At 45.8% G+C, this 25,365-nt stretch carries 25 protein-coding genes and 1 other RNA gene; 12 read left to right on the top strand and 14 right to left on the bottom strand.

The window, feature by feature from the left end; all coding sequences use genetic code 11:
• The first annotated feature begins 126 nt into the window (after positions 1–126).
• Positions 127–618 carry a primosomal replication protein PriC gene (gene priC, locus MKR94_RS03105; protein WP_241645413.1) on the top strand — a complete coding sequence of 164 codons (492 nt, stop codon included), beginning with the start codon at positions 127–129 and terminating at the stop codon, positions 616–618.
• 61 nt (positions 619–679) lie between these two features.
• Positions 680–847, top strand: coding sequence for a DUF2496 domain-containing protein (locus MKR94_RS03100; RefSeq protein ID WP_241645412.1), 168 nt, complete (start codon positions 680–682; stop codon positions 845–847).
• Here MKR94_RS03100 and acrR read toward each other — a convergent pair.
• The gene (gene acrR / locus MKR94_RS03095; RefSeq protein WP_241645411.1) at positions 838–1,482 is read right to left on the bottom strand and encodes a multidrug efflux transporter transcriptional repressor AcrR; all 645 of its coding nucleotides are present in this window, start codon (positions 1,480–1,482) and stop codon (positions 838–840) included. The two genes, MKR94_RS03100 and acrR, sit on opposite strands and share 10 nt — an antisense overlap.
• A gap of 165 nt (positions 1,483–1,647) precedes the next feature.
• On the opposite strand from acrR, the gene MKR94_RS03090 reads away from it, so the two are divergent.
• The 4 genes from MKR94_RS03090 to MKR94_RS03075 all read left to right on the top strand — a co-directional run bounded on the left by MKR94_RS03090 (position 1,648) and on the right by MKR94_RS03075 (position 6,889).
• Positions 1,648–2,826, top strand: coding sequence for an efflux RND transporter periplasmic adaptor subunit (locus MKR94_RS03090; RefSeq protein WP_241645410.1), 1,179 nt, complete (start codon positions 1,648–1,650; stop codon positions 2,824–2,826).
• A gap of 28 nt (positions 2,827–2,854) precedes the next feature.
• Positions 2,855–5,971, top strand: a complete 3,117-nt coding sequence (locus MKR94_RS03085; protein WP_241645409.1) for an efflux RND transporter permease subunit — start codon at positions 2,855–2,857, stop codon at positions 5,969–5,971.
• 320 nt (positions 5,972–6,291) lie between these two features.
• Positions 6,292–6,630, top strand: a complete 339-nt coding sequence (tomB, locus tag MKR94_RS03080; RefSeq protein ID WP_241645408.1) for an Hha toxicity modulator TomB — start codon at positions 6,292–6,294, stop codon at positions 6,628–6,630.
• 34 nt (positions 6,631–6,664) lie between these two features.
• Positions 6,665–6,889, top strand: coding sequence for an HHA domain-containing protein (locus tag MKR94_RS03075; protein WP_048911711.1), 225 nt, complete (start codon positions 6,665–6,667; stop codon positions 6,887–6,889).
• Positions 6,890–6,968: 79 nt separating this feature from the next.
• Here MKR94_RS03075 and ffs read toward each other — a convergent pair.
• Positions 6,969–7,065, bottom strand: an RNA gene (gene ffs, locus MKR94_RS03070) — signal recognition particle sRNA small type.
• 128 nt (positions 7,066–7,193) lie between these two features.
• Between ffs and MKR94_RS03065 the strand changes: the two genes are divergently transcribed.
• On the top strand, positions 7,194–7,508 hold the full coding sequence (locus MKR94_RS03065) for an MGMT family protein (protein ID WP_241625156.1): 315 nt from the start codon (positions 7,194–7,196) through the stop codon (positions 7,506–7,508).
• A gap of 24 nt (positions 7,509–7,532) precedes the next feature.
• On the opposite strand, the gene MKR94_RS03060 is transcribed toward MKR94_RS03065, so the two are convergent.
• Positions 7,533–8,003, bottom strand: a complete 471-nt coding sequence (locus MKR94_RS03060; RefSeq protein ID WP_241645407.1) for a YbaY family lipoprotein — start codon at positions 8,001–8,003, stop codon at positions 7,533–7,535.
• A 173-nt stretch (positions 8,004–8,176) separates the two neighbouring features.
• On the opposite strand from MKR94_RS03060, the gene MKR94_RS03055 reads away from it, so the two are divergent.
• Entirely contained in the window at positions 8,177–9,049 is an 873-nt protein-coding gene (locus tag MKR94_RS03055; protein WP_241645406.1) for an acyl-CoA thioesterase domain-containing protein, read from the top strand.
• 52 nt (positions 9,050–9,101) lie between these two features.
• Here MKR94_RS03055 and amtB read toward each other — a convergent pair whose 3' ends face one another.
• The 3 genes from amtB to MKR94_RS03040 all read right to left on the bottom strand — a co-directional run bounded on the left by amtB (position 9,102) and on the right by MKR94_RS03040 (position 11,389).
• A complete protein-coding gene (gene amtB, locus MKR94_RS03050; RefSeq protein ID WP_241645405.1) occupies positions 9,102–10,391 on the bottom strand; it encodes an ammonium transporter AmtB in 1,290 nt (429 codons plus the stop codon).
• 25 nt (positions 10,392–10,416) lie between these two features.
• Positions 10,417–10,755 carry a P-II family nitrogen regulator gene (gene glnK, locus MKR94_RS03045; protein ID WP_092675984.1) on the bottom strand — a complete coding sequence of 113 codons (339 nt, stop codon included), beginning with the start codon at positions 10,753–10,755 and terminating at the stop codon, positions 10,417–10,419.
• 178 nt (positions 10,756–10,933) lie between these two features.
• A complete protein-coding gene (locus tag MKR94_RS03040) occupies positions 10,934–11,389 on the bottom strand; it encodes an Lrp/AsnC family transcriptional regulator (RefSeq protein WP_099825917.1) in 456 nt (151 codons plus the stop codon).
• Positions 11,390–11,496: 107 nt separating this feature from the next.
• Here MKR94_RS03040 and queC point away from each other — a divergent pair, with 107 nt between their 5' ends.
• The gene (gene queC, locus MKR94_RS03035) at positions 11,497–12,192 is read left to right on the top strand and encodes a 7-cyano-7-deazaguanine synthase QueC (protein WP_241645404.1); all 696 of its coding nucleotides are present in this window, start codon (positions 11,497–11,499) and stop codon (positions 12,190–12,192) included.
• Between the two features lie 32 nt (positions 12,193–12,224).
• Here queC and MKR94_RS03030 read toward each other — a convergent pair whose 3' ends face one another.
• The 8 genes from MKR94_RS03030 to bolA all read right to left on the bottom strand — a co-directional run bounded on the left by MKR94_RS03030 (position 12,225) and on the right by bolA (position 21,790).
• On the bottom strand, positions 12,225–12,539 hold the full coding sequence (locus tag MKR94_RS03030) for a ComEA family DNA-binding protein (protein WP_241645403.1): 315 nt from the start codon (positions 12,537–12,539) through the stop codon (positions 12,225–12,227).
• 133 nt (positions 12,540–12,672) lie between these two features.
• On the bottom strand, positions 12,673–14,541 hold the full coding sequence (ppiD, locus tag MKR94_RS03025) for a peptidylprolyl isomerase (protein ID WP_241645402.1): 1,869 nt from the start codon (positions 14,539–14,541) through the stop codon (positions 12,673–12,675).
• A 172-nt stretch (positions 14,542–14,713) separates the two neighbouring features.
• Positions 14,714–14,986, bottom strand: coding sequence for a nucleoid-associated protein HU-beta (gene hupB / locus MKR94_RS03020; RefSeq protein ID WP_241645401.1), 273 nt, complete (start codon positions 14,984–14,986; stop codon positions 14,714–14,716).
• Between the two features lie 172 nt (positions 14,987–15,158).
• Complete coding sequence (gene lon, locus MKR94_RS03015; protein ID WP_241645400.1) at positions 15,159–17,516, bottom strand: endopeptidase La; 2,358 nt, start codon at positions 17,514–17,516, stop codon at positions 15,159–15,161.
• A 179-nt stretch (positions 17,517–17,695) separates the two neighbouring features.
• Positions 17,696–18,967, bottom strand: coding sequence for an ATP-dependent protease ATP-binding subunit ClpX (gene clpX / locus MKR94_RS03010; protein WP_241645399.1), 1,272 nt, complete (start codon positions 18,965–18,967; stop codon positions 17,696–17,698).
• A gap of 87 nt (positions 18,968–19,054) precedes the next feature.
• Complete coding sequence (gene clpP, locus MKR94_RS03005; protein WP_048911697.1) at positions 19,055–19,678, bottom strand: ATP-dependent Clp endopeptidase proteolytic subunit ClpP; 624 nt, start codon at positions 19,676–19,678, stop codon at positions 19,055–19,057.
• A gap of 220 nt (positions 19,679–19,898) precedes the next feature.
• Positions 19,899–21,197 carry a trigger factor gene (gene tig, locus MKR94_RS03000; protein WP_048911696.1) on the bottom strand — a complete coding sequence of 433 codons (1,299 nt, stop codon included), beginning with the start codon at positions 21,195–21,197 and terminating at the stop codon, positions 19,899–19,901.
• A gap of 278 nt (positions 21,198–21,475) precedes the next feature.
• Entirely contained in the window at positions 21,476–21,790 is a 315-nt protein-coding gene (gene bolA, locus MKR94_RS02995) for a transcriptional regulator BolA (RefSeq protein WP_241645398.1), read from the bottom strand.
• A gap of 157 nt (positions 21,791–21,947) precedes the next feature.
• On the opposite strand from bolA, the gene MKR94_RS02990 reads away from it, so the two are divergent.
• The 3 genes from MKR94_RS02990 (at position 21,948) to cyoA (ending at position 25,365) form a co-directional block, all read left to right on the top strand.
• Positions 21,948–22,532: a lipoprotein gene (locus MKR94_RS02990; protein ID WP_241645397.1), complete on the top strand. Its 585-nt coding sequence runs from the start codon at positions 21,948–21,950 to the stop codon at positions 22,530–22,532.
• 27 nt (positions 22,533–22,559) lie between these two features.
• Entirely contained in the window at positions 22,560–24,047 is a 1,488-nt protein-coding gene (locus MKR94_RS02985; protein WP_241645396.1) for an AmpG family muropeptide MFS transporter, read from the top strand.
• Positions 24,048–24,438: 391 nt separating this feature from the next.
• A complete protein-coding gene (cyoA, locus tag MKR94_RS02980; RefSeq protein ID WP_241645395.1) occupies positions 24,439–25,365 on the top strand; it encodes a cytochrome o ubiquinol oxidase subunit II in 927 nt (308 codons plus the stop codon).

The raw sequence follows: 25,365 nt of genomic DNA, 5'->3' as shown, positions 1-25,365 counted from the left end.
ATAGTGTGCCTGGTGACAAGTGAAGTGTGAGGCGCCCTGTAATAACAGGATAAATGCGATGTAAAGATTGCCGCCTACGCATCAAAACCGTCAAATTTAAGCAAAGTAAAGGATAAATGCAACTCTATGAACCATAAAGTCGTCATTAACCAGTTGCGGAGACTGCTAAAACATCTTACCAGTCAAGTTAAGGAGCGAGGCAACCCTCGCTTAAAAACTATCGGCTTTGAACGAAAACTCTTTAAAAATCATTATTCGACGCTTGGCGAATATCTCGGTGAGTGTGCCGATACGCTTAATACACTTGAACTGAACTCACTGAACATGCCTTCTACCCCATGGCAATTAGAACATTTACTTGAGCAATGTCAGGCGATTCAGAAAGTCATTTACACCTTACCAACCCATAAAAACCAGGCCGTCACGCCTCAAGATGAGCTTGCGGGCTATGAGCGTAGATTATTGCAAATGGTTGCCGATCTTGAGCATCAAGTGGCGACAGCGACCGGTTTTCAACAACAACAACAATTACTTTCACGTCTAGAGATCACTCAACAACGTCTCGAGCGTTGTCAAACGGCACAAAAAGACTATTCTTGGAAGAAAACTGTGACGTAGTAAGCCGGACGATATCGGCAGCTATGTACTTCCCCTTTTCTTTATTGCAGGCAATTTGCTTATGTCGTTACAGTCCGCTCCGCTGGAAACTCAACTCGCCATCGATCTGATTATGCTTTTGGAAAACCATAATCTTCCTACGCAACTTGTGTTGAACGCGCTGAAAATCGTCGAGAGAGACTTTCAGCAAAAATTAGCTCAAGAAAAACCCGCTGACGATCAACAATGAGACGCAGTCCGTAAAGACGGGCTGTATTGCAATAGATCAATCATTGTCTGCACCAAGGTGGGAGCTAGCGCCTGCATATCGAAACTGGCGGGAGAAAATAGCCAGTTTTCAATAACCCCGGTAATATAGGCTCTACACACTACGGCTGAACGCTGCGTATCCAGTGTCAGCGGCAACTGATTGGCTTGAATACAAAGCGACAGCTTCTCGGCAATCTTTGGGTAATCTTCTAAAATTAATTTTTGATCGAGTTGGTTCATAGATTGCATCTCTCCGACGAACTCACACTTGTGATAAATAATTTCCATAATTTTGCGTCGACGCTCATCTACGACTAAAGATTGCAAAAAGGAGATTAAAAAGTGCTTTAATTGACCAAGCGGATCGTTAGGATAGAGGGAGGCGAACTCGAGATGTAAAAGGTCGATTTCTTGATCGCTGTTCACCCAGATTTCTTTAAAGAGTTCTATCTTGTTTTTGAAATGCCAGTAAATAGCACCACGCGTCATACCCGCATGTTCGGCGATTTCCGACAGCGACGTCGCAGAAACGCCTCGACTTGCAAAGCAATCGATCGCCGCTTCAATGAGTAATGATTTAGTTTCTTGCGCTTGAGCTTTGGTTTTTCGTGCCATAGTGAATAATTTAGCTTTAAATTCTACGTTATTGTTAGAATAATTGTTGCACTACTGCTTACATACATTCATGTATATATGTACTATAACACGCTTTATCTTTACACACATTTCTCGACACCATTTATTGTCGGGCCCTAATACCGGACGAGTAGAGGTTTTATTATGAAAATGAACAGAGGATTGACACCTCTGGCAGCAATTCTGATGTTATCAGGAGCAGTAGTGTTGGGGGGCTGTGATGATAAGTCACAGCAGTCTGCACAAAAATCTGTGCCTGAAGTCGGTGTTGTCACATTGAAAGCCGCTCCTGTAAACATGACGACTGAACTACCGGGAAGAACCTCTGCTTATCGTGTAGCCGAAGTCCGTCCCCAAGTTTCAGGCATCATCTTGAAGCGCAATTTTGTAGAGGGAACCGATATCAAAGCGGGTGAATCCCTCTACCAAATTGATCCCGCACCTTATCAAGCCACTTACAATAGCGCTGTAGGGGATCTTGCTAAAGCCCAAGCAAACGCCCGTATCGCACAAGTGACCCTGAACCGTTATAAACCTCTGCTAGGCACAAAATATATTAGCCAACAAGACTACGATACGGCGGCGGCGACCTTAGCGCAGAATAATGCAGCGGTTCGCTCAGCCCAAGCGGCGGTGGAAAATGCGCGCATTAACCTCGCTTACACCAAGGTCTCGTCACCGATTTCAGGCCGTATTGGTAAGACAGCTGTCACTGAAGGTGCTTTGGTTCAGAATGGTCAAACCACCGCCCTTGCCACCGTACAGCAACTTGACCCGCTCTATGTCGATCTGACGCAATCGAGCGACGACTTTATGCGTTTACGCAACCAGTTATCGTCCGGTGAACTGACTCAAGGTAAAGGTAAAGCTCCTGTCACTATCGTCTTAAACGATGGCACCACCTTGAAACAAAAAGGGACGCTGGAGTTTTCTGACGTAACAGTCGATCAAACTACGGGATCGATCACTCTACGCGCCATCGTGCCGAATCCTGATCATAGCTTACTGCCAGGTATGTTTGTACGTGCGCGGGTAGAAGAAGGCGTTAACCAAAACGCGCTACTGGTGCCCCAACAAGCCATTGCTCGTTCACCGACAGGTCAAGCAACTGCCATGGTCGTCAATGACGAAGATAAAGTTGATGTTCGCCAAGTCAACGCTCAAGAAGCAATTGGTGATAAGTGGCTGGTGACGTCTGGCCTTAAAGCGGGCGACCGTGTGATTTCTGTAGGGGTGCAACGTGCCGCTCAAGGTGCGAAAGTTTCGCCGAAAGAAGTCAGCGCCGACCAGAAAGATGATGCTGCATCGACGCAGTCTGAATAATTTATGCGTTAACAGGAGCCACTGACATATGGCTAAGTTCTTTATAGATCGCCCCATATTTGCCTGGGTACTCGCCATCGTGGTTATGATGGTCGGGGCGCTCTCGATCATGAAACTTCCGATCGAGCAGTATCCCGAAGTTGCCCCCCCAGCGGTGCAAATCCGTGCAGCCTACCCAGGAGCGGATGCAAAAACATTGCAAGACTCTGTGACTCAGGTTATTGAACAGAATATGAACGGCTTAGATGGACTGCTTTACATGTCCTCTAACAGTGACTCTTCTGGTAACTTGCAGTTGACCCTGACCTTCGCGTCAGGCACCGATGCGGATATTGCGCAGGTTCAGGTTCAGAACAAACTGCAGTTGGCAATGCCATTGCTGCCACAAGAGGTTCAACAACAGGGGATTAACGTTCAAAAGTCCTCTAGTAGCTTCTTGATGGTTGCAGGGTTTGTCAGCGAAGACGGCAGTATGGATATGAACGATCTTGCCGACTATATCTCGTCTAATATCAAAGATCCCATCAGTCGGACAACCGGCGTTGGTGATACACAGCTGTTCGGTGCGCAGTATGCGATGCGGATTTGGATGGATCCTGCAAAGCTGGTGAATTATAACCTCACTCCAGGTGATATCATTACCGCTATTACTGCCCAAAATGCCCAAGTTTCGGCTGGACAATTAGGGGGAGCACCGGCGGTTGCGGATCAACAGTTAAACGCATCGATCATCGCGCAGACTCGTCTGACGAGTCCTGAAGAGTTTGGGAAAATTCTATTAAAGACCAATACAGATGGTTCGACTGTCCGCCTTCGTGATGTAGCAAATATCAAGTTGGGTGGAGAAAACTACGAGGTTATTGCCCGCTATAACGGTCACGCAGCCTCAGGTTTAGGGATTAAACTCGCAACTGGTGCCAATGCATTAGATACTGCCAATGCGGTCAAAGCTCGCTTGAAAGAAATGGAGCCTTTCTTCCCGCATGGTATGAAGTTAGTTTACCCGTACGATACGACTCCCTTCGTAAAAATCTCAATTTTTGAAGTTGTTAAAACACTCTTCGAAGCCATCGTGTTGGTTTTCTTAGTGATGTATATGTTCCTGCAAAGCTTCCGCGCCACGCTTATTCCTACCATCGCGGTGCCGGTCGTCCTTTTAGGGACATTTGGAATAATCAGCGCCTTTGGGTATTCGATAAATACCCTCACCATGTTCGGGCTGGTCCTCGCGATAGGACTCTTAGTCGATGATGCTATCGTAGTCGTCGAAAACGTCGAGCGGGTGATGGAAGAGGAAGGTTTGGATCCTAAAGAGGCGACTAAGCGCTCGATGGAACAAATCCAAGGTGCGCTAGTCGGTATTGCCCTGGTATTGTCAGCGGTCTTTATTCCAATGGCATTCTTCGGTGGCTCTACCGGGGTTATCTACCGTCAGTTCTCGATTACCATTGTGTCTGCAATGGTGCTATCGGTACTGGTTGCGATGATCTTGACCCCTGCCCTTTGTGCAACCTTGCTTAAAAAACATGATAATAACGACCACAAAGAAAAAGGTTTCTTTGGTTGGTTTAATAGAATGTTCGATAAGAGCACCAACCACTATGTCAACAGTGTCAGTCATATTATCCGCCGTACTGGTCGCTACCTGATCATCTACGTGGTGATTTTTGCTGGCATGGTGTGGTTGTTTATGAAGCTCCCCACCTCCTTCTTACCCGAAGAAGACCAAGGGTTATTAGTGGTTCAAGCGCAGCTCCCCGCAGGTGCGACACAACAACGCACTGAGAAGGTTCTTGATCAGGTAACGGATTACTTCCTGACTCATGAGAAAGACACAGTGAAATCTGTCTTTACCGTGAACGGATTTGGTTTTGCTGGACGTGGCCAGAATACCGGTATCGCCTTCTTAAGCTTAAAACCTTGGGAAGAGCGGACGGCAGCGGCCGATAAAGTCGATGCCATCGCCAGCCGCGCAATGGTCGCTTTAGGTAAAATCAAAGATGCCATCGTCATTCCGTTCAACTTACCCGCCATTATCGAGTTAGGTAACGCAACAGGTTTTGACTTTGAACTGGTGGATAATGCCAACTTAGGTCACGACAAGCTGATGCAAGCCCGTAACCAATTGCTGGGTATGGCTGCGCAACATCCTGATGTATTAGTGGGTATGCGTCCGAATGGTTTGGAAGATACACCGCAGTACAAGCTGATTATTGATCAAGAAAAAGCTCGTGCGCTTGGCGTATCAATTTCGGATATCAATACCACGCTCAGTGCGAGTTGGGGCGGTAACTACGTTAACGACTTTATTGACCGTGGACGGGTGAAAAAAGTTTACGTGATGGGTGAAGCGAATTCCCGTATGTTACCTAGCGATATCAACAAGTGGTACGTCCGTAACAGTGACGGTGAAATGGTGCCTTTCTCAGCCTTTACCAGTGCGAAATGGCAATATGGTTCACCCCGTTTGGAGCGTTATAACGGATTGCCTTCATTGGAAATCTTGGGGCAAGCTGCTCCGGGTAAAAGCTCCGGTGAAGCCATGAACCTTATGGAACAATTGGCTTCCAAGCTACCACAGGGGGTCGGTTACCAGTGGACCGGCATGTCATACCAAGAGCGTATGTCAGGAAACCAAGCACCCGCATTATATGCGATCTCCTTAATCGTGGTATTCCTCTGTCTTGCCGCATTATATGAAAGCTGGTCGATACCTTTCGCAGTTATGTTAGTGGTACCACTTGGGGTTATCGGTGCGCTCGCGTTCACAACGATGCGCGGAATGAGTAACGACGTCTACTTTGTTGTTGGACTGTTAACCACCGTCGGGATATCCGCGAAGAATGCCATCTTGATTGTTGAGTTCGCCGTGGACTTGATGAAGGAAGGTAAAGGGCTAATGGAGGCTACTCTGGATGCGGTACGTATGCGTTTGCGTCCTATCTTGATGACCTCAATGGCCTTTATGTTGGGTGTACTTCCCTTAGCCATTAGCTCTGGTGCCGGTTCCGGTGCACAGAATGCTGTCGGGACAGGGGTTATCGGGGGGATGGTGACAGCTACCTGTTTAGCTATCTTCTTGGTTCCTGTCTTCTTTGTTGTCGTTCGCCGTCGCTTCGGTGGACAAAAAGAGAAGAAGCAGTAATCCCCTTCCCTTACAATAAAGGGCTGCACTGGCAGCCCTTTTTTATTATTCTTGTAATGTAATGATATACTTACATTTTTAATCGGTATTTACGACCGACGCTTTTTGATTTTGGCTAAGTGGTTTATAATAAAGCTGTTATCGTTGATAGCTAAAAGCTATCTATTATTGGGTTAATTACTATTATTATAGTAATCATCTTATCATCAGTAAGGATAGGACCTGTTCGAGCGTTATCCTGCAATGACGGAAAACTAAACGACTGACTCAATTTGGTGTCGACTAAGCGATCACTTTTCAATCTGAAGATGAAGAGGTGAATGATGGATGAATATACGCCAAAGTATTTCGATATTGCGCAACTAAAATATCTTTGTGAAAAGCTCTACAGCGAATGTGAATTGTTATTAAACGAAACGAATCAATTTTCTGTGAATGACCCTACCGCTACCGAATCTCTGTTATTGAACGACTTTATTGAACATATCGCTAACGTAGGAATCAATTACAGGATCAAATACTCACAAGATACGGCTCTGATTGAAGCGCTTGACCAATTTTTAGACCATTCTTCCCAATTATTAGGGAACTATGGCGTCACACCGAAAGAAATCAAAGATTGGAAACAACTGTCCGATACGCTTTTTCACAATTTTTAATAAAACAATAAATCAGTATGAGTAACCAATAATAATGAACACCAACACCTTACCCCTCACTAAGAATGACTATTTAATGCGTCTTAGACGTTGCCGTTCTATTGAAACGCTAGAAAGAGTGATTGAGAAAAATAAATATGAGTTATCAGATGATGAGTTGGTGGTTTTCTATTCAGCTGCTGACCATCGTCTCGCTGAGTTAACCATGAACAAGCTATACGATAAGGTTCCTGCAACAGTCTGGAAATACGTTCGATAGGGAAAATTTTTATTTAGGAAGGTGAGGCAAGGATGCCCAGGGTGCGAGTAAATAAAGGTTGCTACGAATTGGGTGGGGCCCTTGCCAGCGACATCCCGGCACATGTGTTACCTGCTGCGGCTGCTTCCTTCCGGACCTGACCGGGTTAACAGGTTAACATTGCGGGAGAACCAACAAGGTCCCCATTGAGTTGCTCCTAAGAGCGAGTGAGATTATGGTAGATGGGCGTTAGAAATGCAAGCTCGATAGCGCCAACCGTTGCTTTATTAAGCACTCCGAGTCACTCAAGGAATCAATTGTCTTTATGTCTACTCAAGAACCTTCATTCGAACAACGCGTTTGGTTAGTGATTGATGCCATCCCCAACGGGAGTGTTAGCAGCTATGGCGATGTCGCTTTATTAGCAGGTCATCCTCGTGCCGCCCGACAAGTGGGCAGAATTCTTAAGCATCTCCCTCAACACTCTCAGTTACCCTGGCATAGGGTTATTTCTCAGCAAGGGAAAATATCCCTATCTGGGCAAAGGGGCATCCTGCAGAGGGATATTTTACGTCAGGAAGGGATTGAGGTCAGTGACGCGGGAAGTGTTAATATGAAGAGATATCGTTGGCAGCCGTAGCGCACCAACGATAATTAGTGAAAATTATTGCGCGGCAACAGGAAGTGCAACTTGTGGAACAGCCACTAAGTTGATGTCTTTTTTCTGGCTCGCCACGCTAGTGATCGATTGCAATTGGTCAGAGGCAAAGATCACCTTACCGTTCAGCGTGATTGCAGCGGTTAACAAGGCTTGGCTATGAGCGCCAAGTTGTACACCTTGTAATGGCAATACGTAATTGAAGGGTGATTGTTTACCCGATAGCGTCTGTACTTGCTGAGCAAGCACTTTAGTCTGTCCTGGACCGCCTGATGCATCCGATAAGGTCACAGTCAGTGCAGCATTGGCTGGGATTGCTATACGTTGAGGCACAAAGACTGAACCGCTGAGTGAAAACGGTGCGACCGCTTTAGTTGTTGGATCGTTAGCAATTGGCACAGGTGAACCGCTATGGCTCGCGCAGGATGTGACTGCTAATGAGATAAGTAATCCGCCCAATACGTGTTTTGTTTTCATTGATGTCTTCTCCTTGTGAACCAATCTAACAACAATATTGTTTTAATTTTGCCAATAGGGTAGCTATCGTAACAAAATAATTGTGGCACATAATCGAAAATATGCCTGTTAAATCTGCTATTTTTTGATTTTAATTAATATAAAGTCAGATGATTCATCATGAGGATAGATCAATGAGTCAAGCACTTAACGCGTTAACCGAATTACTAAGCCTCACGAAAATCGGCGCCCTGCACTTTGTGGGTCATTGTGAAAACTTAGGGCTTCGCCAAGTATTTGGCGGCCAAGTTATTGCTCAAGCCATCAGTGCGGCGCAACAAACAACGCTTGCTGATCGACTCATCCACTCTTGCCACAGTTACTTCTTGCGTCCAGGTGATAGTGCTTTACCAATCCATTACGACGTTGAGATATTGCGCGATGGAAGAAGCCTAAGCGCGCGACGCATAGTGGCTTCGCAAAATGAACAACTCATATTCACCATGACAGCCTCATTTCATTCGAATGAGCCAGGCTTCTCGCATCAAACCGACATGCCTCAGGCCCCAGCCCCGCTCTCCTTAGCCACTGAACAAGAGCTGGTTCGCCAACTCTCACCGACCGCCATAAACGAACGTTTTGTAAATGCCTTCAGTGCCGAGCGTGCGCTAGAGATCCGTCCCGTTCAACCTTATAACCCTTTAAAAGGTCATGTCAGTGCGGGGAAACGCCAATTATGGTTGAAAGCGAACGGCCAGCTCGACGAGCACTCTTTCATCCACAGTGCGCTGTTAGGTTATGCAGCCGATCTCAATTTTCTTCCTGTCGCTTTACAACCCCATGGGAAAGGTTTTTTAGAAGAAGATATGCAAGTGGCTACGGTGGACCACTCCATGTGGTTCCATCGCCCCATCAACATGAATGATTGGCTGCTCTATGATATTGAAAGCCCTTCAGCACAAAACAGTCGTGGGTTCGTACGAGGTGCGTTTTACGATAGGCAAGGCACACTAATTGCCTCGACGGCTCAGGAAGGGGTTATTCGACAACGTCTTGATAGGGTCTAAATTATATAGCCTGGCCTTGAGCCAGGCTGTATTGAGATTTTCTTAGTGAGCATTATTGGTTGTAAGCATTTTCACCATGACTATTCACATCAAGGCCTTCACGCTCTAAGTCTTCGCTTACTCTGAGTCCGACCGTCATATCCGCAATCTTGAAACTTATGAACGCGACAACGCCAGACCATACAATGGTGACAAGACAACTGAGTAATTGAATCCACACTTGATGTCCCATCGTCACACCTTCGGCGTAGCCTACGCCACCTAAAGAAGAGGATGCAAAGACACCTGTTAATAGGCAGCCAACAATACCACAGACGCCGTGCACGCCAAAGACATCACAAGGATCGTCCACGCGAAGGAAACGTTTTAACCCCGTCACGCCCCAGATACCTGCTAACCCACCGACAACCCCGATAACCAGCGCCCCACCTACGCCTACATAGCCACAAGCTGGGGTGATAGCCACTAATCCGGCGATGAAACCCGAACATGCACCAAGGAGTGAAGGTTTACCGCGGATCGCCCATTCGCCGAACGTCCAGGATAAAATCGCACCCGCCGTGGCAACAATGGTATTTACAAAAGCGAGCGCCGCAATTTCATTGGCTGATGCTGCCGATCCGGCATTAAATCCAAACCAACCGATATAGAGAATCGCAGTACCGGTGAAAACCATTGGCAGGTTATGTGGCTTGAAGGCTTCTTTGCCAAATCCACTCCGTTTACCCAGCACCCACGCTCCGACTAGGCCGCCGATGGCTGCGTTGATATGCACAACCGTCCCACCAGCAAAGTCCAGAGCACCATCTTTCGCTAACAGGCCATTGGCCCAAACCATGTGGGCAATAGGGAAGTAAGAGAACGTGACCCATAGCAGTGAAAAGATTAATACCGCAGAAAAACGAACGCGTTCAGCAAGTGCGCCGACAACTAAGGCAACCGTGATGCACGCAAAGGAGGCTTGATAAGCAACATGAATATATTGGTAAATACTGCCCATGACGGCTTTCAATTCAATCCCTTTTAGCAGCGTCCATTGGAAACCGCCAAAAAAGTTGTTGCCCTCACCGAAGGTCAGGGAGTAGCCATAGACAACCCATACCACACAGACTAAGGCAAAGGTGACTGAGACTTGGGTCATCAACGATAAAACGTTTTTACCACGAATTAAACCACCGTAAAACAGCGCCACTCCAGGAACGGTCATAAACAATACGAGCGCTGTACAAATCATCATAAAGCCATTATCTGCGCCGCTCGCAGTAGGCTCCGGTGCGGCAAAGGCTAAACTCGGCAGCCCTAACGCAGCAAATAAACTTAGCAGTGAGACTATTTTTTTCATATTATTCCCCAATCGCTGCATAAAATTACAGTGCCGACTCATCGATTTCGCCAGTGCGAATACGAATAACCCGCTCCAGATTAGAGACGAAGATTTTACCGTCTCCAATTTTACCGGTATAAGCTGCTTTAGTAATGACCTCGATAACTTCTTCTAATTGGTCCTCAGCAATCGCAATATCAATTTTGACTTTCGGCAGGAAGTTGACGCTATATTCTGCACCGCGATAGAGCTCTGCATGCCCTTTTTGACGACCAAAACCTTTCACTTCCGTAACTGTTAGACCTTGAATCCCGATTGATGATAACGCTTCACGCACATCTTCGAGTTTGAAAGGTTTAATCACTACCGTTACTAGTTTCATTTACATTCCCCAGACAGCCTGTCAATATTTCTTTTGAGGAAGCAATAAACGTGCCACATCGTGAATCTTCTCGAGCATTCAGAATGGGACGATTAAAGATGAGTGAGTTATCATGCAGATAAAGCATTGCACTGTATTAGTGCGTAGTGCATTGGGTTAGCGCCATTTTAGTGCAAACCTATAACGGTAGGGCTGTTGTATATTTTATTTCTTCCATCGAAAAGCTAGATGTCACGACGCTTAAACCGTCTATACTATTGACCAGCGTTTTATAAAAGTTGTCGTAACATTTCATATCTTTAACTTGAACGCGTAATAAATAATCATATTCACCGGTGAGTCGATGACACGCCAAGACCTCTGGCATCGTTTTGATCTGTTGAACAAAATCGATGTACCATTCACGATTATGATGCAAAGTTTTCAGGAACATGAATGCCGTGAGGGTAAGCCCTAACTTTTCTGGATTTAACAACGCAACTTGGGCGCGAATAATTCCCTCTTCTTCTAGCTTTTTTAAACGCTTCCAACAAGGCGTGGCCGTGAGGTTTACTGCATCAGCTAACGCCTGTAAAGAGAGACTGCAATCTTCTTGGAGTAAGGCGAGTAGCTTGCGATCAATTTTATCTATCATAAACATGCCCATCGTTGAACCGAAATCAGCACTATCATACTGCTAATTTTGCGGCAACTCCCCTTCTCGAGGTAAAATAGCCAAAATTTTCCTTAGAGACCCTAAAGATGAAAAAAGCAGTTGTCGTATTTAGTGGTGGTCAAGACTCAACCACCTGTTTAGTGCAGGCCATCCAGCACTATGATGAGGTGCACTGTATTACATTTGATTATGGGCAACGCCACCAACAAGAGATCGCCATTGCTAAGCAACTGACTCAGCGATTAGGTGTAGCAGCGCATAAAGTGATGGACGTGACCTTACTCAATGAATTAGCCATAAGTAGTCTGACACGTGACAATATCCCCGTACCCGGCTACCAACCTGATGCCACAGCACTCCCCAGTACGTTTGTTCCCGGCCGAAATATTCTCTTTCTTACTTTAGCGTCGATTTATGCCTACCAAGTTGAAGCAGAAGCAGTGATCACCGGTGTCTGTGAGACCGATTTTTCAGGCTATCCCGACTGTCGTGACGAATTTGTTAAAGCCTTGAATCAGGCAGTCGTACTCGGAATGGCTAAAGACGTTCGTTTTGAAACGCCTTTGATGTGGCTGAACAAAGCAGAAACTTGGGCACTTGCAGATTATTGGGGGCAGTTATCTCTAATCAAAGACCATACCCTAACCTGTTATAACGGTATCGCCGGTTCAGGCTGCGAAGAGTGTGCCGCCTGTCACCTGCGGGCTAAAGGTCTTGAGCAGTACCTTAACGCGCCAGACGAAACGATGAAGAAATTGAAGTCGAAAAATCATCTTAGCTAACCACAGGGGTTACCTCGGTAACCCCTCACTCCCTATAGCGTTAATTTTGCGATGACACGGCTAACCAGGCTCTCGCCAAAGCCAGGGACTTCTATCAGCTGCTTCACATCCGTAAATAAACCATATTTTTCTCTGTACTCAATAATCGCTTGAGCTTTTTTTAGTCCGACACCATTAAGCTTAGCGGCCAAGGTTGCGGCATCAGCAGTATTAAGATTTACCTTATCAACGACCTGTTGTTGTACTACTTCGCTTTTTTTATCACCGTTTTTCGGCGTGGCAGCTTGCGTGAGGGGACTCAGTGTAGCGAATAAGAAGATTAAGAGGGTAAATTGTTGTCGGGTCATAGATGTTCTCCTATTAAATGAAACTATAGGCTATGTCGATGGCAGAAGCTTGCCAATTGAGAGAGTTGATAAATGGAAAAGGCCGCATAAGCGGCCTTTTTATTATCATTACAGCAATGATTATTTGTGAGCGTTATTGCAGTTGTACTGCATCGCCGTACTTAATTTTCGCTTCCTGACGTAGTTGCTCAAGCAGTGCAGTAAAGGCCAATTGGGCATTATTATCCGCAATCCCTTTCACCATTTGCGCTTTCTGATCAGCCGGCATTTCACCTGTAATCACTTTATCTAACGCGATAATGACGACATTGCCGTTATTATCTTGGGTAAAGCCATAGCTAGGCGTTTGGCCTTGCGGTGGCGTTAACCCAAATACCGTCTCAGATAAAGAAGATTGTTGGTTACGTTGCAAGGTTTGTGCTGCCCCAAACTGCAGTCCAGCTTGTGCAAAGCGTGTTTGCTTACCTTGGCGTAATTCGGTGACTATAGACTCAGCTTGAGCTTTAGCCGCAGCAACCGCCTTATCATGCTTAATGTCAGCAGCAATGTCTGCCGACATTTCAGACAGAGGTTTAACTTTAGCCGGTTCATGTGCCGAGATACGGACGACAAATGCGCGATCACCGTCGACCGTGATGATACTGGAGTTACTGCCAGGAGTACCTTGCTCGCCAAGTAAGCTACCGTTGAAGATAACGTCTTTCACTTGGTCAAAATTCAGCACATCCGGCACTGACTGTTGGCTAAACCATGAAGTTTCAACCGCTTTTGTCCCCGCAACTTGTTCAGCCGCAGCCAAAGAGTCATTATCGTTACTCGCTGCGTCATTGACTTTTTGCTGCAGTGCGTAGAACTGACTAATGGCGGTCTCTTGTTGCACTTTATCCGCAACAGTTTGATGGACCTCAGCAAGTGACTGCTGCTTTTCGGGTTGGACATCATCTAAACGGACAATCAGGTAGCCTACAGAACTTTTGATAACACCAGACAGTGTCCCTTTCTCCGTCAGTTTAGCCGAAGTAATTTCATCGGGAACAGAATCCTGTTCCATCCAGCCTAAATCCCCACCCTGCTTGGCGGATACGGAGTCTTCAGAATGTTGACGCGCAATCTCGGCGAAGTTAGCGCCTTGCTGTAGTTGCTTAAGTAAATCGTCTGCTTGTTGCTGAGTCTTCACCTGAATAACGCTATAGCGCTGGCGAGCCTGCTGAGTGTAGTCCGCTTTATGGCTATCGTACCATTCCTGGATTGCTTGCTCGGTCGGCGCCTTTTGCATCGCCTTAGCATCCAGTTTGATATAACTGACTTTGAATTGCTCAGGTAATTTGAATGCGTCTTGATGTGCGTCGTAATAACCCTTAATTTCATCATCCGTCACTTTTTGCTGGGCAGCTAAGCTAGCGATATTTAAAGTTGCTTGTCGAATTTGACGTTGTTGAGAAACGAGGTCGGCAATACGGTTTGCTTCGCTATTAAGCACGAAATCGGTATTACCCACTGCTTGGGCTAATTGCTGATTTGCTAGGCTTTTACGTAAAGATGCTGCGTAGCTATCTGGCGTGTAGTTCACGCTGCTTAACACAGAGTTATAAAGCGCGTTATCGAAATGTCCATTGGTTTGAAATTGCGGGACGGCAAAAATAGCCTGCTTAATTTGTTCATCTGTCACCGCAAGGTGGAGTGAATGAACATATTGTTGTAGAAGTGTTTGGTCCACAAGTTGGGAAAGAGCTTGTTGGCGAAGCTGCTGCATAAATTGCTCATTGCCCGCTAACTGTGCATATTGGTCACCCAGTTGTTGTTGCTGGCGTGCGCGCTCGTTGTTATACGCATTTTCAAATTGAGCTCGACTTATTGTTTCACCGTTAATTTTTGCAGCATAATCATGATTTCCGCCGATCAAATAGTTACTGACACCGGTCAGTACGAAAGAAATAATGATTATTCCCAGTATGATTTTAAGCACAACGTGGTTAGACGCTGAGCGTAAATTGTCCATCATGATTTGGCAACACTCCACTGTGGTAGAAATTTAACGCTGGCCGATGTGGCCTTAGGCAACCCGTATGACTTACCAGAAAAAAAGGCACATCGATTGATGTGCCTCTATGTTACATGAGAAGCGTTATCGCGTCCTCATTCCATGAAAGAAATTGTTTCACGGTGAGTAAGACTTAGTTAACAGAGTCTTTTAACCCTTTGCCTGCACGGAAGCCAGGGACTTTACCTGCAGGGATAGTAATCTCTTTACCTGTTTGCGGGTTGCGGCCAGTACGCTCAGCACGCTCTTTTACCGCGAAAGTTCCAAAACCGACCAGAGCAACGTCATCACCAGCTTTTAATGATTCGGTTACCGCACTAATAAATGCGTCTAAAACACGTCCTGCAGCTGCTTTGGAAATATCTGCATCAGCAGCAATTTTATCAACCAATTGTGATTTATTCACGTTAACATCCCCTTTATTATTTCATGTCGCAGAGAGTATCCCCTCTCACTTATGAGCTGCTTGTTATAGCAGGCATCGACGCTCGAAACAACGTAAATGCTCCGAATGGTCCACAAAAATCAACTTAATGATGTCGAATACCCAATTATAGGTATTCGACAAGTTCGCCATGTTATGCCGATGGGGTAATTACTTCAATCCCTTCTGGCGCACGTTCAAGGGCTAATTTTAAAACTTCTTCAATGTTTTTCACCGGATGGATACTGAGATCAGCGATAACATTTTGAGGGATTTCCTCTAAATCGCGCTTATTCTCGAAAGGAATCAACACGGTTTTTATGCCACCGCGGTGAGCGGCTAACAACTTCTCTTTTAAGCCACCGATAGGTAACACTTGTCCGCGTAAAGTGATTTCTCCCGTCATCGCAACTTCAGCTTTAACCGGGTTGCCAGTAAGGCTTGAGACTAAAGCCGTACACATTGCAATCCCTGCGCTTGGGCCATCTTTCGGTGTCGCGCCTTCAGGAACGTGAACGTGAATGTCCCGTTTTTCGTAGAAATCATTATTAATACCCAATGATTCTGCACGAGAACGTACCACCGTCATCGCCGCCTGAATAGATTCCTGCATCACTTCGCCCAGAGAACCGGTGTACGAGAGTTTACCTTTACCTGGAACACTCGCGGTTTCAATGGTCAACAGGTCGCCACCTACCTCGGTCCACGCCAGCCCGGTCACTTCGCCGATACGATTTTTCTCGTCTGCACGGCCATAATCAAAGCGTTGCACACCAAGATATTCGCTGAGGTTTTCAGCATTAATAGTGATATGTTTCAACTTCTTATCAAGCAATAGCGTTTTAACGGCTTTACGGCAGAGTTTAGAGAGTTCCCTTTCTAAGCTACGCACGCCCGCTTCACGAGTGTAAAAACGGATGATGCCCATGATTGCGCTATCTTCGACCGATAATTCACCAGATTTAATCGCATTACGTTCCATCTGTTTAGGTAACAGGTGGTCTTTAGCGATATTGAGCTTCTCATCTTCGGTATAACCAGAAAGACGAATCACTTCCATCCGGTCCAGTAGCGGCCCTGGGATGTTCATTGAGTTAGACGTCGCAACGAACATCACATCAGACAGATCATAATCCACTTCTAAATAGTGATCGTTGAACGCATTGTTTTGCTCAGGATCTAACACCTCTAACAGAGCTGAGGCAGGATCACCCCGCATATCTGCGGACATCTTATCGATTTCATCAAGTAGAAATAGCGGGTTACGAACGCCAACTTTCGCCATCTTTTGAATCAATTTCCCCGGCATAGAACCAATATAAGTCCGGCGATGTCCACGAATTTCCGCTTCATCGCGCACGCCACCCAACGCCATACGGACGTACTTACGTCCTGTTGCCTTAGCGATAGATTGACCTAAAGAGGTTTTCCCAACACCGGGAGGCCCCACTAAGCAAAGAATAGGTCCACGGATCTTATTCACACGGCTTTGTACCGCGAGGTATTCAAGAATACGGTCTTTAACGCGATCTAAACCGAAGTGGTCTTTATCAAGCGTTTCTTGTGCTTTACGCAGGTCTTTCTTAACTTTGCTACGCCCCACCCAAGGAACTTGAACCATCCAGTCGATATAGCCGCGCACGACTGTCGCTTCAGCAGACATCGGTGACATCATTTTCAGCTTTTGTAGCTCAGCCTCAGCTTTCTCTTTCGCTTCCGCAGGCATCTTCGCTTCATCGATCTTGCGTTTCAATGCTTCGAATTCATCAGGCACGTCGTCCATTTCGCCGAGTTCTTTCTGAATGGCTTTCATTTGCTCGTTCAGATAATACTCGCGCTGGCTCTTCTCCATCTGCTTCTTAACACGATTGCGAATACGTTTTTCGACCTGTAACAGATCAATTTCTGATTCCATCATTGCCATCAAGTACTCCAGACGTTCATTAACGTCTGACATTTCCAGTACGGATTGCTTGTCTGCCAATTTAAGTGGCATATGCGCGGCGATGGTATCTGCTAGGCGTGCAGCATCCTCAAGATTGTTCAAAGAGGTCAACACTTCCGGTGGGATCTTTTTGTTAAGTTTGATGTAGCCTTCGAATTGGCTGACCGCCGCGCGGATCAGCACTTCTTGCTCGCTGTCATCAATTTCAGGGCTTTCGATATACTCAATCTGCGCCGTGAAAAACTCTTGGCTATCATCAAGCGAGGTCAATGTTGCTCGCTGTACCCCTTCGACTAATACTTTAACCGTACCGTCAGGCAGTTTTAGCATCTGTAGGACCGAAGCCACCGTTCCGACAGTAAATAAATCGTCAATACTCGGCTCGTCAGTAGTCGCTTCTTTCTGCGCCACCAGCAGAATTTTTTTATCGTTATCCATCGCTGACTCTAAGCAGCGGATAGATTTTTCGCGACCCACGAATAACGGTATCACCATGTGCGGATAAACCACCACATCGCGTAAAGGTAACACGGGAATATCAATGTGTTCGGAACGCTCAGAAGTCATAGAGCTCTCTCTTAGTTTAATTTCCGCTGGGTGTGATAGGTCTAACTCTGTGACTTACCACGTCTAGATGATTAACATATGGGGATGATATTATGATATTCAACGGTCTATACGTAAGAAAAATAAAGGGGAAATTTAATTTCCCCTTTATTAGCGTATTACTCTAACGACTCGGTTATTTACTCACCAGAGGCTTGCGCTTCTTGCTTACCATAAATAAGCATCGGTTCAGAGGTTCCCGCAATCACATTCTCGTCGATTACCACTTTTTCAACGCCTTCAATTGAAGGCAGTTCATACATGGTTTCAAGCAATGCAGCTTCAACAATAGAACGGAGTCCACGTGCACCGGTCTTACGGCTCATTGCTTTCTCTGCAATCGCCACAAGTGCTTCGTCACGAAACTCAAGCTCTGCACCTTCAAGGCTAAATAACGCTTGGTATTGCTTCGTTAACGCATTTTTAGGTTCGCGTAAAATTTGAATCAACGCCTCTTCACTCAGTTCGCTCAGGGTCGCTACCACTGGAAGACGGCCGATGAACTCGGGAATCAAGCCAAATTTAATTAAATCTTCAGGCTCTGCTTGCGCTAAAAGCTCCCCTTCAGCCGCTTTTTTAGACGGATCTTTTACCGTTGCGCCAAAGCCGATACCTGAACCCGTTTCTACACGCTGAGCGATCACTTTATCTAATCCAGCAAAAGCGCCCCCACAGATGAATAGAATTTTTGATGTATCAACTTGCAAAAACTCTTGTTGTGGGTGTTTACGGCCACCTTGTGGAGGAACGGCTGCCACGGTCCCTTCGATCAGTTTCAGTAAGGCTTGTTGAACACCTTCGCCCGAGACATCACGGGTGATGGAAGGGTTGTCTGACTTACGTGAAATTTTATCGATCTCATCGATATAAACGATACCACGTTGCGCTTTCTCAACATCGTAGTCACATTTTTGTAGTAGTTTCTGGATGATGTTTTCAACATCCTCACCGACATAACCCGCTTCTGTCAGAGTCGTGGCATCTGCCATGGTGAACGGCACATCGAGTAAACGCGCTAACGTTTCAGCAAGTAATGTTTTACCACTTCCGGTGGGGCCGATAAGTAAAATATTACTTTTACCTAATTCAACACCGTTCGATGTATCGCCATTACGTAGGCGCTTATAGTGGTTATAGACTGCTACAGAAAGGACTTTCTTCGCCTTTTCTTGCCCAATCACATAATCATCGAGATGCGTGCGGATCTCACGCGGCGTAGGCAGTGCATTGCGCTCGCGATGTGGAGCAACTTCTTTTATCTCTTCACGAATAATGTCATTACATAAATCAACACATTCGTCGCAGATATACACTGACGGTCCGGCAATTAGCTTACGCACTTCATGCTGGCTCTTGCCGCAGAAAGAGCAGTACAGCAATTTACCTGAACCCTCTTTGCGCTTATCAGTCATCAGTTAGCCTCTTCTCAGTGTTATCAATGCCAGCATTATCATTTGTGATAATACTCGACGTTTAGGTGTGCAATTTGCTTAGCGCTTTTACTTGCGGTGAGTCAGGATGGAGTCGACCAATCCATAGTCTACGGCTTCTGCTGCAGAGAGGAAACGATCCCGCTCAGTATCACGCTCGATTTCTTCTAAGGTTTTACCCGTATGCTTAGCCATCAGTTCATTCATACGCTGTTTGACCTTTAAGATCTCTTTGGCATGAATTTCGATATCTGTTGCTTGCCCCTGATAACCGCCTAATGGTTGGTGGATCATCACACGGGAGTTAGGTAGGCAGAAACGCTTACCCTCTGCGCCAGCGGTTAACAGGAACGCGCCCATGGAGCAAGCTTGCCCCATACAGATAGTGCTGACATCCGGTTTGATGAATTGCATGGTGTCATAGATAGACATACCAGCGGTAATCACCCCACCCGGTGAGTTGATGTAAAGATAGATATCTTTTTCTGGGTTTTCTGCTTCAAGAAACAGCATCTGCGCAACAATCAGGTTTGCCATATGGTCTTCAACCTGACCGGTCATAAAAATAACGCGTTCTTTTAATAAGCGTGAATAGATATCGTAAGAACGTTCGCCGCGCGAGGTTTGCTCGACAACCATGGGAACCAGTGCCATTTGGGCTGGCGTCATTTCGGGTTGATTACTGTATGACATAAACCATCTCCTGGGTAAATTTCTTGAGCAACGCTTGTCGCCTTTAGTAACAACAGCCACTGATGCAGTGTAATTTTACATTCATTCAAGCATAACAAGGTTTTGATTAATACGCGAAGTAGATTACTGCGGTTCAGAAAATTCTTTTCAAGGGGGTACGATAAAAAAAGGCCCGTGACTTAAAATCACGAGCCTAATTCAATAGCTACACTATTACGTCTTAAGCTTGTTGGTTCATCAGTTCTTGGAACTTAGTCGCTTTATCAGTAACTTTAGCTTTTTCAAGAATGAAATCAACAGCCTGCTCTTCTAACGCAACGTTACGCATGTTGTTCATCATCTCTTTATTTTTGCTGTAGTACTCGATCACTTCTTGTGGATCTTCGTACGCTGCAGCCATATCAGCGATCATGGTATTAACACGTTCTTCGTCAGCTTTCAGCTCGTTAGTGTTGATCACTTCACCTAACAGTAATCCAACCATAACGCGACGTTTCGCTTGCTCTTCGAACAGCTCGCGTGGCAGTTCTAACGCTTGTTGCTCGTTACCACCAAAGCGTTGAGCTGCTTGACGACGTAATACGTCGATCTCACCGTCAATCAGTGCAGCAGGAACGTCAATCTCGTTTTGCGCCAGTAGACCGTCAATAGCTTGGGTCTTAATGCGGTTACGCACTGCGCCTTTCAGCTCACGTTGCATATTTTTGCTGATTTCTGCACGCAGGCCATCAACAGAACCGTCTGCAACGCCGAAACGCTTAACGAACTCTTCAGTTAATTCTGGCAGTTCACGCTCTTCAACTTTCTTCAGAACGATATCGAACTTAGCGTCTTTCCCTTTCAGGGTTTCAGCGTGGTACTCTTCAGGGAATTTAACATCGATAGTAAATTCTTCACCTGCTTTGTGACCGACTACGCCTTCTTCGAAGCCTGGGATCATACGACCTTGACCCATCGCCAGAACGAAGTCAGAAGATTTGCCACCTTCGAACTCTTCACCGTCAACGGAACCAGAGAAATCGATGGTTACGCGATCTTCAGCGGTTGCCGCTTTATCCGTTTCTTTCCAATCTGCTTGTTGCTTACGCAGAGTGTCTAGCATGGCATCAACGTCTTCATCGTTGACATCGACTACAGGCTTCTCAATTTCGATGTTCTCTAACCCTTTTAATTCAACTTCTGGGTAAACTTCGAATTCTACTGAGTAAGTAAAATCTTCACCTAACTTGTATTCACCTGGAACGTAGTTTGGTGCGCCCGCTGGATTAATCTTCTCTTTAATGATCGCATCAATAAAATGACGAGACATAAGTTCGCCCAGAACATCCTGACGAGCAGAAGCACCGTAACGCTTTTCGATGATGGTCATTGGCACTTTGCCTTTACGGAAACCATCAATACGCGCTTTTTTAGCGATATCAACCAGTTCTTTCTTCACCGCACCTTCAATGTTGTCGGCAGGGATAGTCATGGTAATGCGACGGCCTAGGCCCTGAGTTGTTTCAACTGAAACTTGCATCTTGTTACCTCAAAAAATCACGTGCTCGATTGGCTTCATAGAGAACAGCAAGACGACTCACTGTTCGACAACAGAATATGTTGATATGGTTTGAACAACATCCCTGTTACCAGAAGCGTCACGAAGACATTCTGGAAAAATAGACGCCGCATTATAGCGGCATCAACGATATGAGTCGAGATTTGGCAGGGTTTCGAGGGGAGATTCTGCGAAAATTTTGTTCATTAAAGCTACATTTTTAGACAAATCAGAAAATAATTATTCAAACTGTCTTCTTTTTAAGCGATGATTCCTGCGCCACGGCAGTCCGGTGAAGACAATACTGTGTCCTGTAATCCCGCCCACTCTTTCGGCGTGTAAGTGTGTAGCGCCAAAGCATGAACGCCACCCGATAGCTCAGCACCTAAAATGCTGTAAATAGAGCGGTGGCGCGCGAGAAAGCGTTGGTCGGTGAATTGTTCAGACACGATAATCACTTTAAAATGACTTTCCGCACCTGCTGGCACATTATGGCGATAACTCTCATTCTGCACATCAAGGTGAGAAGGTGAAAAAGCCTGAATTAATTTTTCTTCAATCGTCTGACGTATCATAATAAGTCCCTCGCTATTAAGGCATCCAATGACCTTAAATAAATTGTAGCGTTTATTTCTTGTTACATACTACTTTTACGAAAAAAAAACGTGCTATTTTAGTGGCGGTTCCGCATGAGCGGTTTAATTCCTTTATGAACTATCGAGTGGCAAATTCATGGCTCTTTTGAAAAAGTTTGGTTTCCCGTTGCTAGCCTTATTTCTTTTGGCAGGTTGCGCAGCGCCAAGCAACACCATTGATGTAACTCCCCAAATTCGTCTACCTCAGCAAGACCCAAGTTTGATGGGGGTCACTATCAGTATTAATGGTGCCGATCAGCGTACCGACCAAGCACTGGCAAAAGTCAATCGAGACGGTCAATTAGTCACCTTGACGCCGTCACGAGATCTGCGTTTCCTACTACAAGAAGTGTTAGAAAAGCAGATGACAGCACGCGGATACATGGTCGGCCCGTCTGGAGCCGTTGATCTACAGATCATTGTCAATAAGCTTTATGCCGATGTGACTCAGGGTAACGTGCGTTACAGCATTACAACCCAAGCTGATATCTCTATTATCGCTACCGCAAAAAATGGTAACAAGCAGGTAAAAACCTATCGTCAAAGTAACAGCATTGAAGGGCCATTCAGCGCGACCAATGCTAAAATCACTTCCGCTGTGAACAGCGCATTAACCGATGTGATAAGCGATATGGCCGATGACACCTCGATCCACGAGTTTATTAAACAAAACGCTCACTAACTGATAGTATGGCTGTATGTTTTCTACATGCAGCCATTCATCATGACCTCACCTTTACGATTCATCACATTATCTCCTACGACATGGGTCCTGTTACTCTTAGGATTCTCATCAGGGCTTCCCTTAGCGCTAACGTCAGGCACTCTGCAAGCATGGATGACGGTTGAGAACATCGACCTGAAAACCATTGGTTTCTTTTCCATGGTTGGCCAAGCCTACGTTTTCAAATTCCTTTGGGCCCCGATGATGGATCGTTACTCACTGCCGTTTACCGGGCGGCGACGTGGATGGTTAGCAGTTTGCCAACTTTTACTTATCCTCTTAATTGCCTTAATGGGTACCGTCAACCCAAATTCGGGATTACTGTTACTGGCTATCCTCGCCGTCGCTGTCGCATTTTGTTCTGCGTCACAAGATATTGTGTTTGATGCATGGAAGACCGATGTACTCTCTGCAGAAGAACGCGGTAACGGGGCAGCCTTGACGGTTCTCGGTTATCGCCTCGCCATGTTGGTGTCCGGCGGAGTGGCGCTCTGGCTGGCTGACCGTTATCTCGGTTGGCATAATACCTATTTCCTGATGGCAGGGCTGATGCTGCTTGGCCTGATCGGAACGCTGCTTGCCAAGGAGCCGGAACAATCTGCCGCCCCACCGTTATCCTTACGCCATGCGGTCGTCGATCCGCTCAAAGACTTTTTCACGCGTAGTAATACTTGGCTGATGATTACCCTGATCATTTTCTACAAATTAGGTGATGCCTTTGCGGGGGCGCTCAGTACCTCTTTTCTGATTAGGGGGCTTGGATTCAGTGCAGGTGATGTTGGGTTGGTAAATAAATCCCTTGGGCTGGTCGCGACCATCATTGGTGCCTTATATGGTGGCGCGCTCATGCGAAAGTGGAGCTTATACCGAGCGTTGATGATTTTCGGGATTGCGCAAGCACTCAGTAATTTGGCTTATTGGGTGCTGACCGTGATTCCTAGCCATTTATGGTCAATGGGGAGTGCCGTTTTCATCGAGAATTTGTGTGGCGGGATGGGGACCGCAGCGGCTGTCGCATTATTGATGTCGCTTTGTAACCGCCGTTTTTCTGCCACACAATTCGCGCTACTCTCTGCCCTCAGTGCGATGGGCCGCGTGTATGTTGGGCCTATTGCCGGCTGGCTGGTTGAGTCTTGGCACTGGTCAGGATTTTATGCCTTTACGGTCATCGCGTCATTGCCGGGCCTTCTACTACTTCGTGCTGCGAAAACGTCGCTACTTAGGTTGGCTGATACGACTGATTTTGCGCCCCGACGTCACTACGCCTTCGCCTACTCGCTAACTACCAGAGGATTTTTACTGGGAGCACTGATGGCAACGCTAGGGTTGTTGATGATGTTGATTGCCTATCTATTCGATGTCGCCGAGCTATCCCTCATACAGCCACTCATTCGTTATGGCCTGATTGTCGCGGTTTTCGCCACCGTGGTGGGAGTGATGCTGGATATCCTTTCGAGGGAAAAAGCAGCATAAAATGCTATTTTTATTATTATTAGGAAAAATTCAATTTATCGAACTAATTATTAATTCAAGGTTTCGCCGCAGGCCGCCGACCACTGAGATAATAGAATGTAAACTAATGATACGATATGTGGTTTTTTATGTTAAATAAATGATGCACAAAGTTCGTGGTTATAGCTCGAGAAAATAGGTACGACATATATCAATAGGCTTTTGTTATATTAAAGCCAACTAATTGATGGTGTTGATAATTTCATTGCGTGAATAAAATTTGTTAAATGTCTCAAATAACCATCTACACTTTACTGACAGAACCTCAAGCAGGTTTACACTACTCCAACGTTACCGTAAAATACAGATACACTTAAACGACAATACAGCCCTTTGTCATTGAGGTCGTTAAATGAGACTCAAGAAATACAAAAATAGTTTGGGGATTTTGTCATTAATTTCAGCCACTCTGCTCATGAGTGGTTGTAATAGTGCACTTTTAAATCCTAAAGGTCAGATTGCACTGGAGCAACGTTCACTAATACTGACAGCCTTCGGCTTGATGTTGATTGTCGTTATTCCAGCAGTCTTCATGGCAATTGCATTCGCCTGGAAGTATCGGGCATCGAATACAAATGCTAAATACTCACCCAACTGGTCACACTCTAATAAAGTGGAAGCAGTAGTCTGGACAGTTCCTATCCTGATTATTCTCTTCTTAAGCGTGCTGACTTGGAAAACTACTCACTCTCTAGAACCTAGCAAACCTCTCGTTTCTGATGTAAAACCTGTCGAAATTGATGTCGTTGCTTTAGACTGGAAATGGCTGTTTATTTACCCTGAGCAAGGTATTGCAACAGTTAATGAGATCGCTTTCCCAGCTAACACTCCGGTGCATTTTAATATCACCTCTAACTCTGTGATGAACTCGTTCTTTATCCCTACCCTGGGAAGCCAAATCTATGCGATGGCTGGAATGAGAACGCAATTGAACCTGATTGCCAACGAAGCAGGGATTTTTGATGGTATCTCGTCTAACTACAGTGGTCGCGGGTTCTCTGGTATGAAGTTTAAAGCCATTGCCACCAACACTAATGCTGAATTCCAGCAGTGGGTAGACAAGGTCAAGACTGCACCTAATACACTGACTACCATGGATCAGTTTGAGAAGTTGGCTGCGCCAAGCGAAAACAATCCAGTAGAATATTTCTCAAATGCTAACCCTGAACTGTTTACACAAGTTGTCGACAAGTTTATGTCTAGCCACGGAAAAATGAACATGCCTGCGCACGCTGGTATGGACATGAATCACACCGCTTCAGCCGGAGCAGAGGAATAA

This window comes from Rosenbergiella metrosideri (genome assembly GCF_022602565.1).
GTDB lineage: Bacteria > Pseudomonadota > Gammaproteobacteria > Enterobacterales > Enterobacteriaceae > Rosenbergiella > Rosenbergiella metrosideri.
This window is presented reverse-complemented; position numbering and strand designations above follow the sequence as displayed.

Bases quoted from the DNA above. Each gene is read 5' to 3' on its own strand.
- MKR94_RS02990 (WP_241645397.1), top strand. From the start codon at position 21,948: ATGGCTCTTTTGAAAAAGTTTGGTTTCCCGTTGCTAGCCTTATTTCTT.
- MKR94_RS03055 (WP_241645406.1), top strand. From the start codon at position 8,177: ATGAGTCAAGCACTTAACGCGTTAACCGAATTACTAAGCCTCACGAAA.
- clpP (WP_048911697.1), bottom strand. From the start codon at position 19,678: ATGTCATACAGTAATCAACCCGAAATGACGCCAGCCCAAATGGCACTG.
- ppiD (WP_241645402.1), bottom strand. From the start codon at position 14,541: ATGATGGACAATTTACGCTCAGCGTCTAACCACGTTGTGCTTAAAATC.
- amtB (WP_241645405.1), bottom strand. From the start codon at position 10,391: ATGAAAAAAATAGTCTCACTGCTAAGTTTATTTGCTGCGTTAGGGCTG.
- tig (WP_048911696.1), bottom strand. From the start codon at position 21,197: ATGCAAGTTTCAGTTGAAACAACTCAGGGCCTAGGCCGTCGCATTACC.
- queC (WP_241645404.1), top strand. From the start codon at position 11,497: ATGAAAAAAGCAGTTGTCGTATTTAGTGGTGGTCAAGACTCAACCACC.
- MKR94_RS03060 (WP_241645407.1), bottom strand. From the start codon at position 8,003: ATGAAAACAAAACACGTATTGGGCGGATTACTTATCTCATTAGCAGTC.
- tomB (WP_241645408.1), top strand. From the start codon at position 6,292: ATGATGGATGAATATACGCCAAAGTATTTCGATATTGCGCAACTAAAA.
- bolA (WP_241645398.1), bottom strand. From the start codon at position 21,790: ATGATACGTCAGACGATTGAAGAAAAATTAATTCAGGCTTTTTCACCT.
- cyoA (WP_241645395.1), top strand. From the start codon at position 24,439: ATGAGACTCAAGAAATACAAAAATAGTTTGGGGATTTTGTCATTAATT.
- acrR (WP_241645411.1), bottom strand. From the start codon at position 1,482: ATGGCACGAAAAACCAAAGCTCAAGCGCAAGAAACTAAATCATTACTC.
- MKR94_RS03065 (WP_241625156.1), top strand. From the start codon at position 7,194: ATGTCTACTCAAGAACCTTCATTCGAACAACGCGTTTGGTTAGTGATT.
- MKR94_RS03100 (WP_241645412.1), top strand. From the start codon at position 680: ATGTCGTTACAGTCCGCTCCGCTGGAAACTCAACTCGCCATCGATCTG.
- glnK (WP_092675984.1), bottom strand. From the start codon at position 10,755: ATGAAACTAGTAACGGTAGTGATTAAACCTTTCAAACTCGAAGATGTG.
- lon (WP_241645400.1), bottom strand. From the start codon at position 17,516: ATGACTTCTGAGCGTTCCGAACACATTGATATTCCCGTGTTACCTTTA.
- MKR94_RS03085 (WP_241645409.1), top strand. From the start codon at position 2,855: ATGGCTAAGTTCTTTATAGATCGCCCCATATTTGCCTGGGTACTCGCC.
- MKR94_RS03030 (WP_241645403.1), bottom strand. From the start codon at position 12,539: ATGACCCGACAACAATTTACCCTCTTAATCTTCTTATTCGCTACACTG.
- clpX (WP_241645399.1), bottom strand. From the start codon at position 18,967: ATGACTGATAAGCGCAAAGAGGGTTCAGGTAAATTGCTGTACTGCTCT.
- priC (WP_241645413.1), top strand. From the start codon at position 127: ATGAACCATAAAGTCGTCATTAACCAGTTGCGGAGACTGCTAAAACAT.
- MKR94_RS03040 (WP_099825917.1), bottom strand. From the start codon at position 11,389: ATGATAGATAAAATTGATCGCAAGCTACTCGCCTTACTCCAAGAAGAT.
- MKR94_RS02985 (WP_241645396.1), top strand. From the start codon at position 22,560: ATGCAGCCATTCATCATGACCTCACCTTTACGATTCATCACATTATCT.
- MKR94_RS03075 (WP_048911711.1), top strand. From the start codon at position 6,665: ATGAACACCAACACCTTACCCCTCACTAAGAATGACTATTTAATGCGT.
- MKR94_RS03090 (WP_241645410.1), top strand. From the start codon at position 1,648: ATGAAAATGAACAGAGGATTGACACCTCTGGCAGCAATTCTGATGTTA.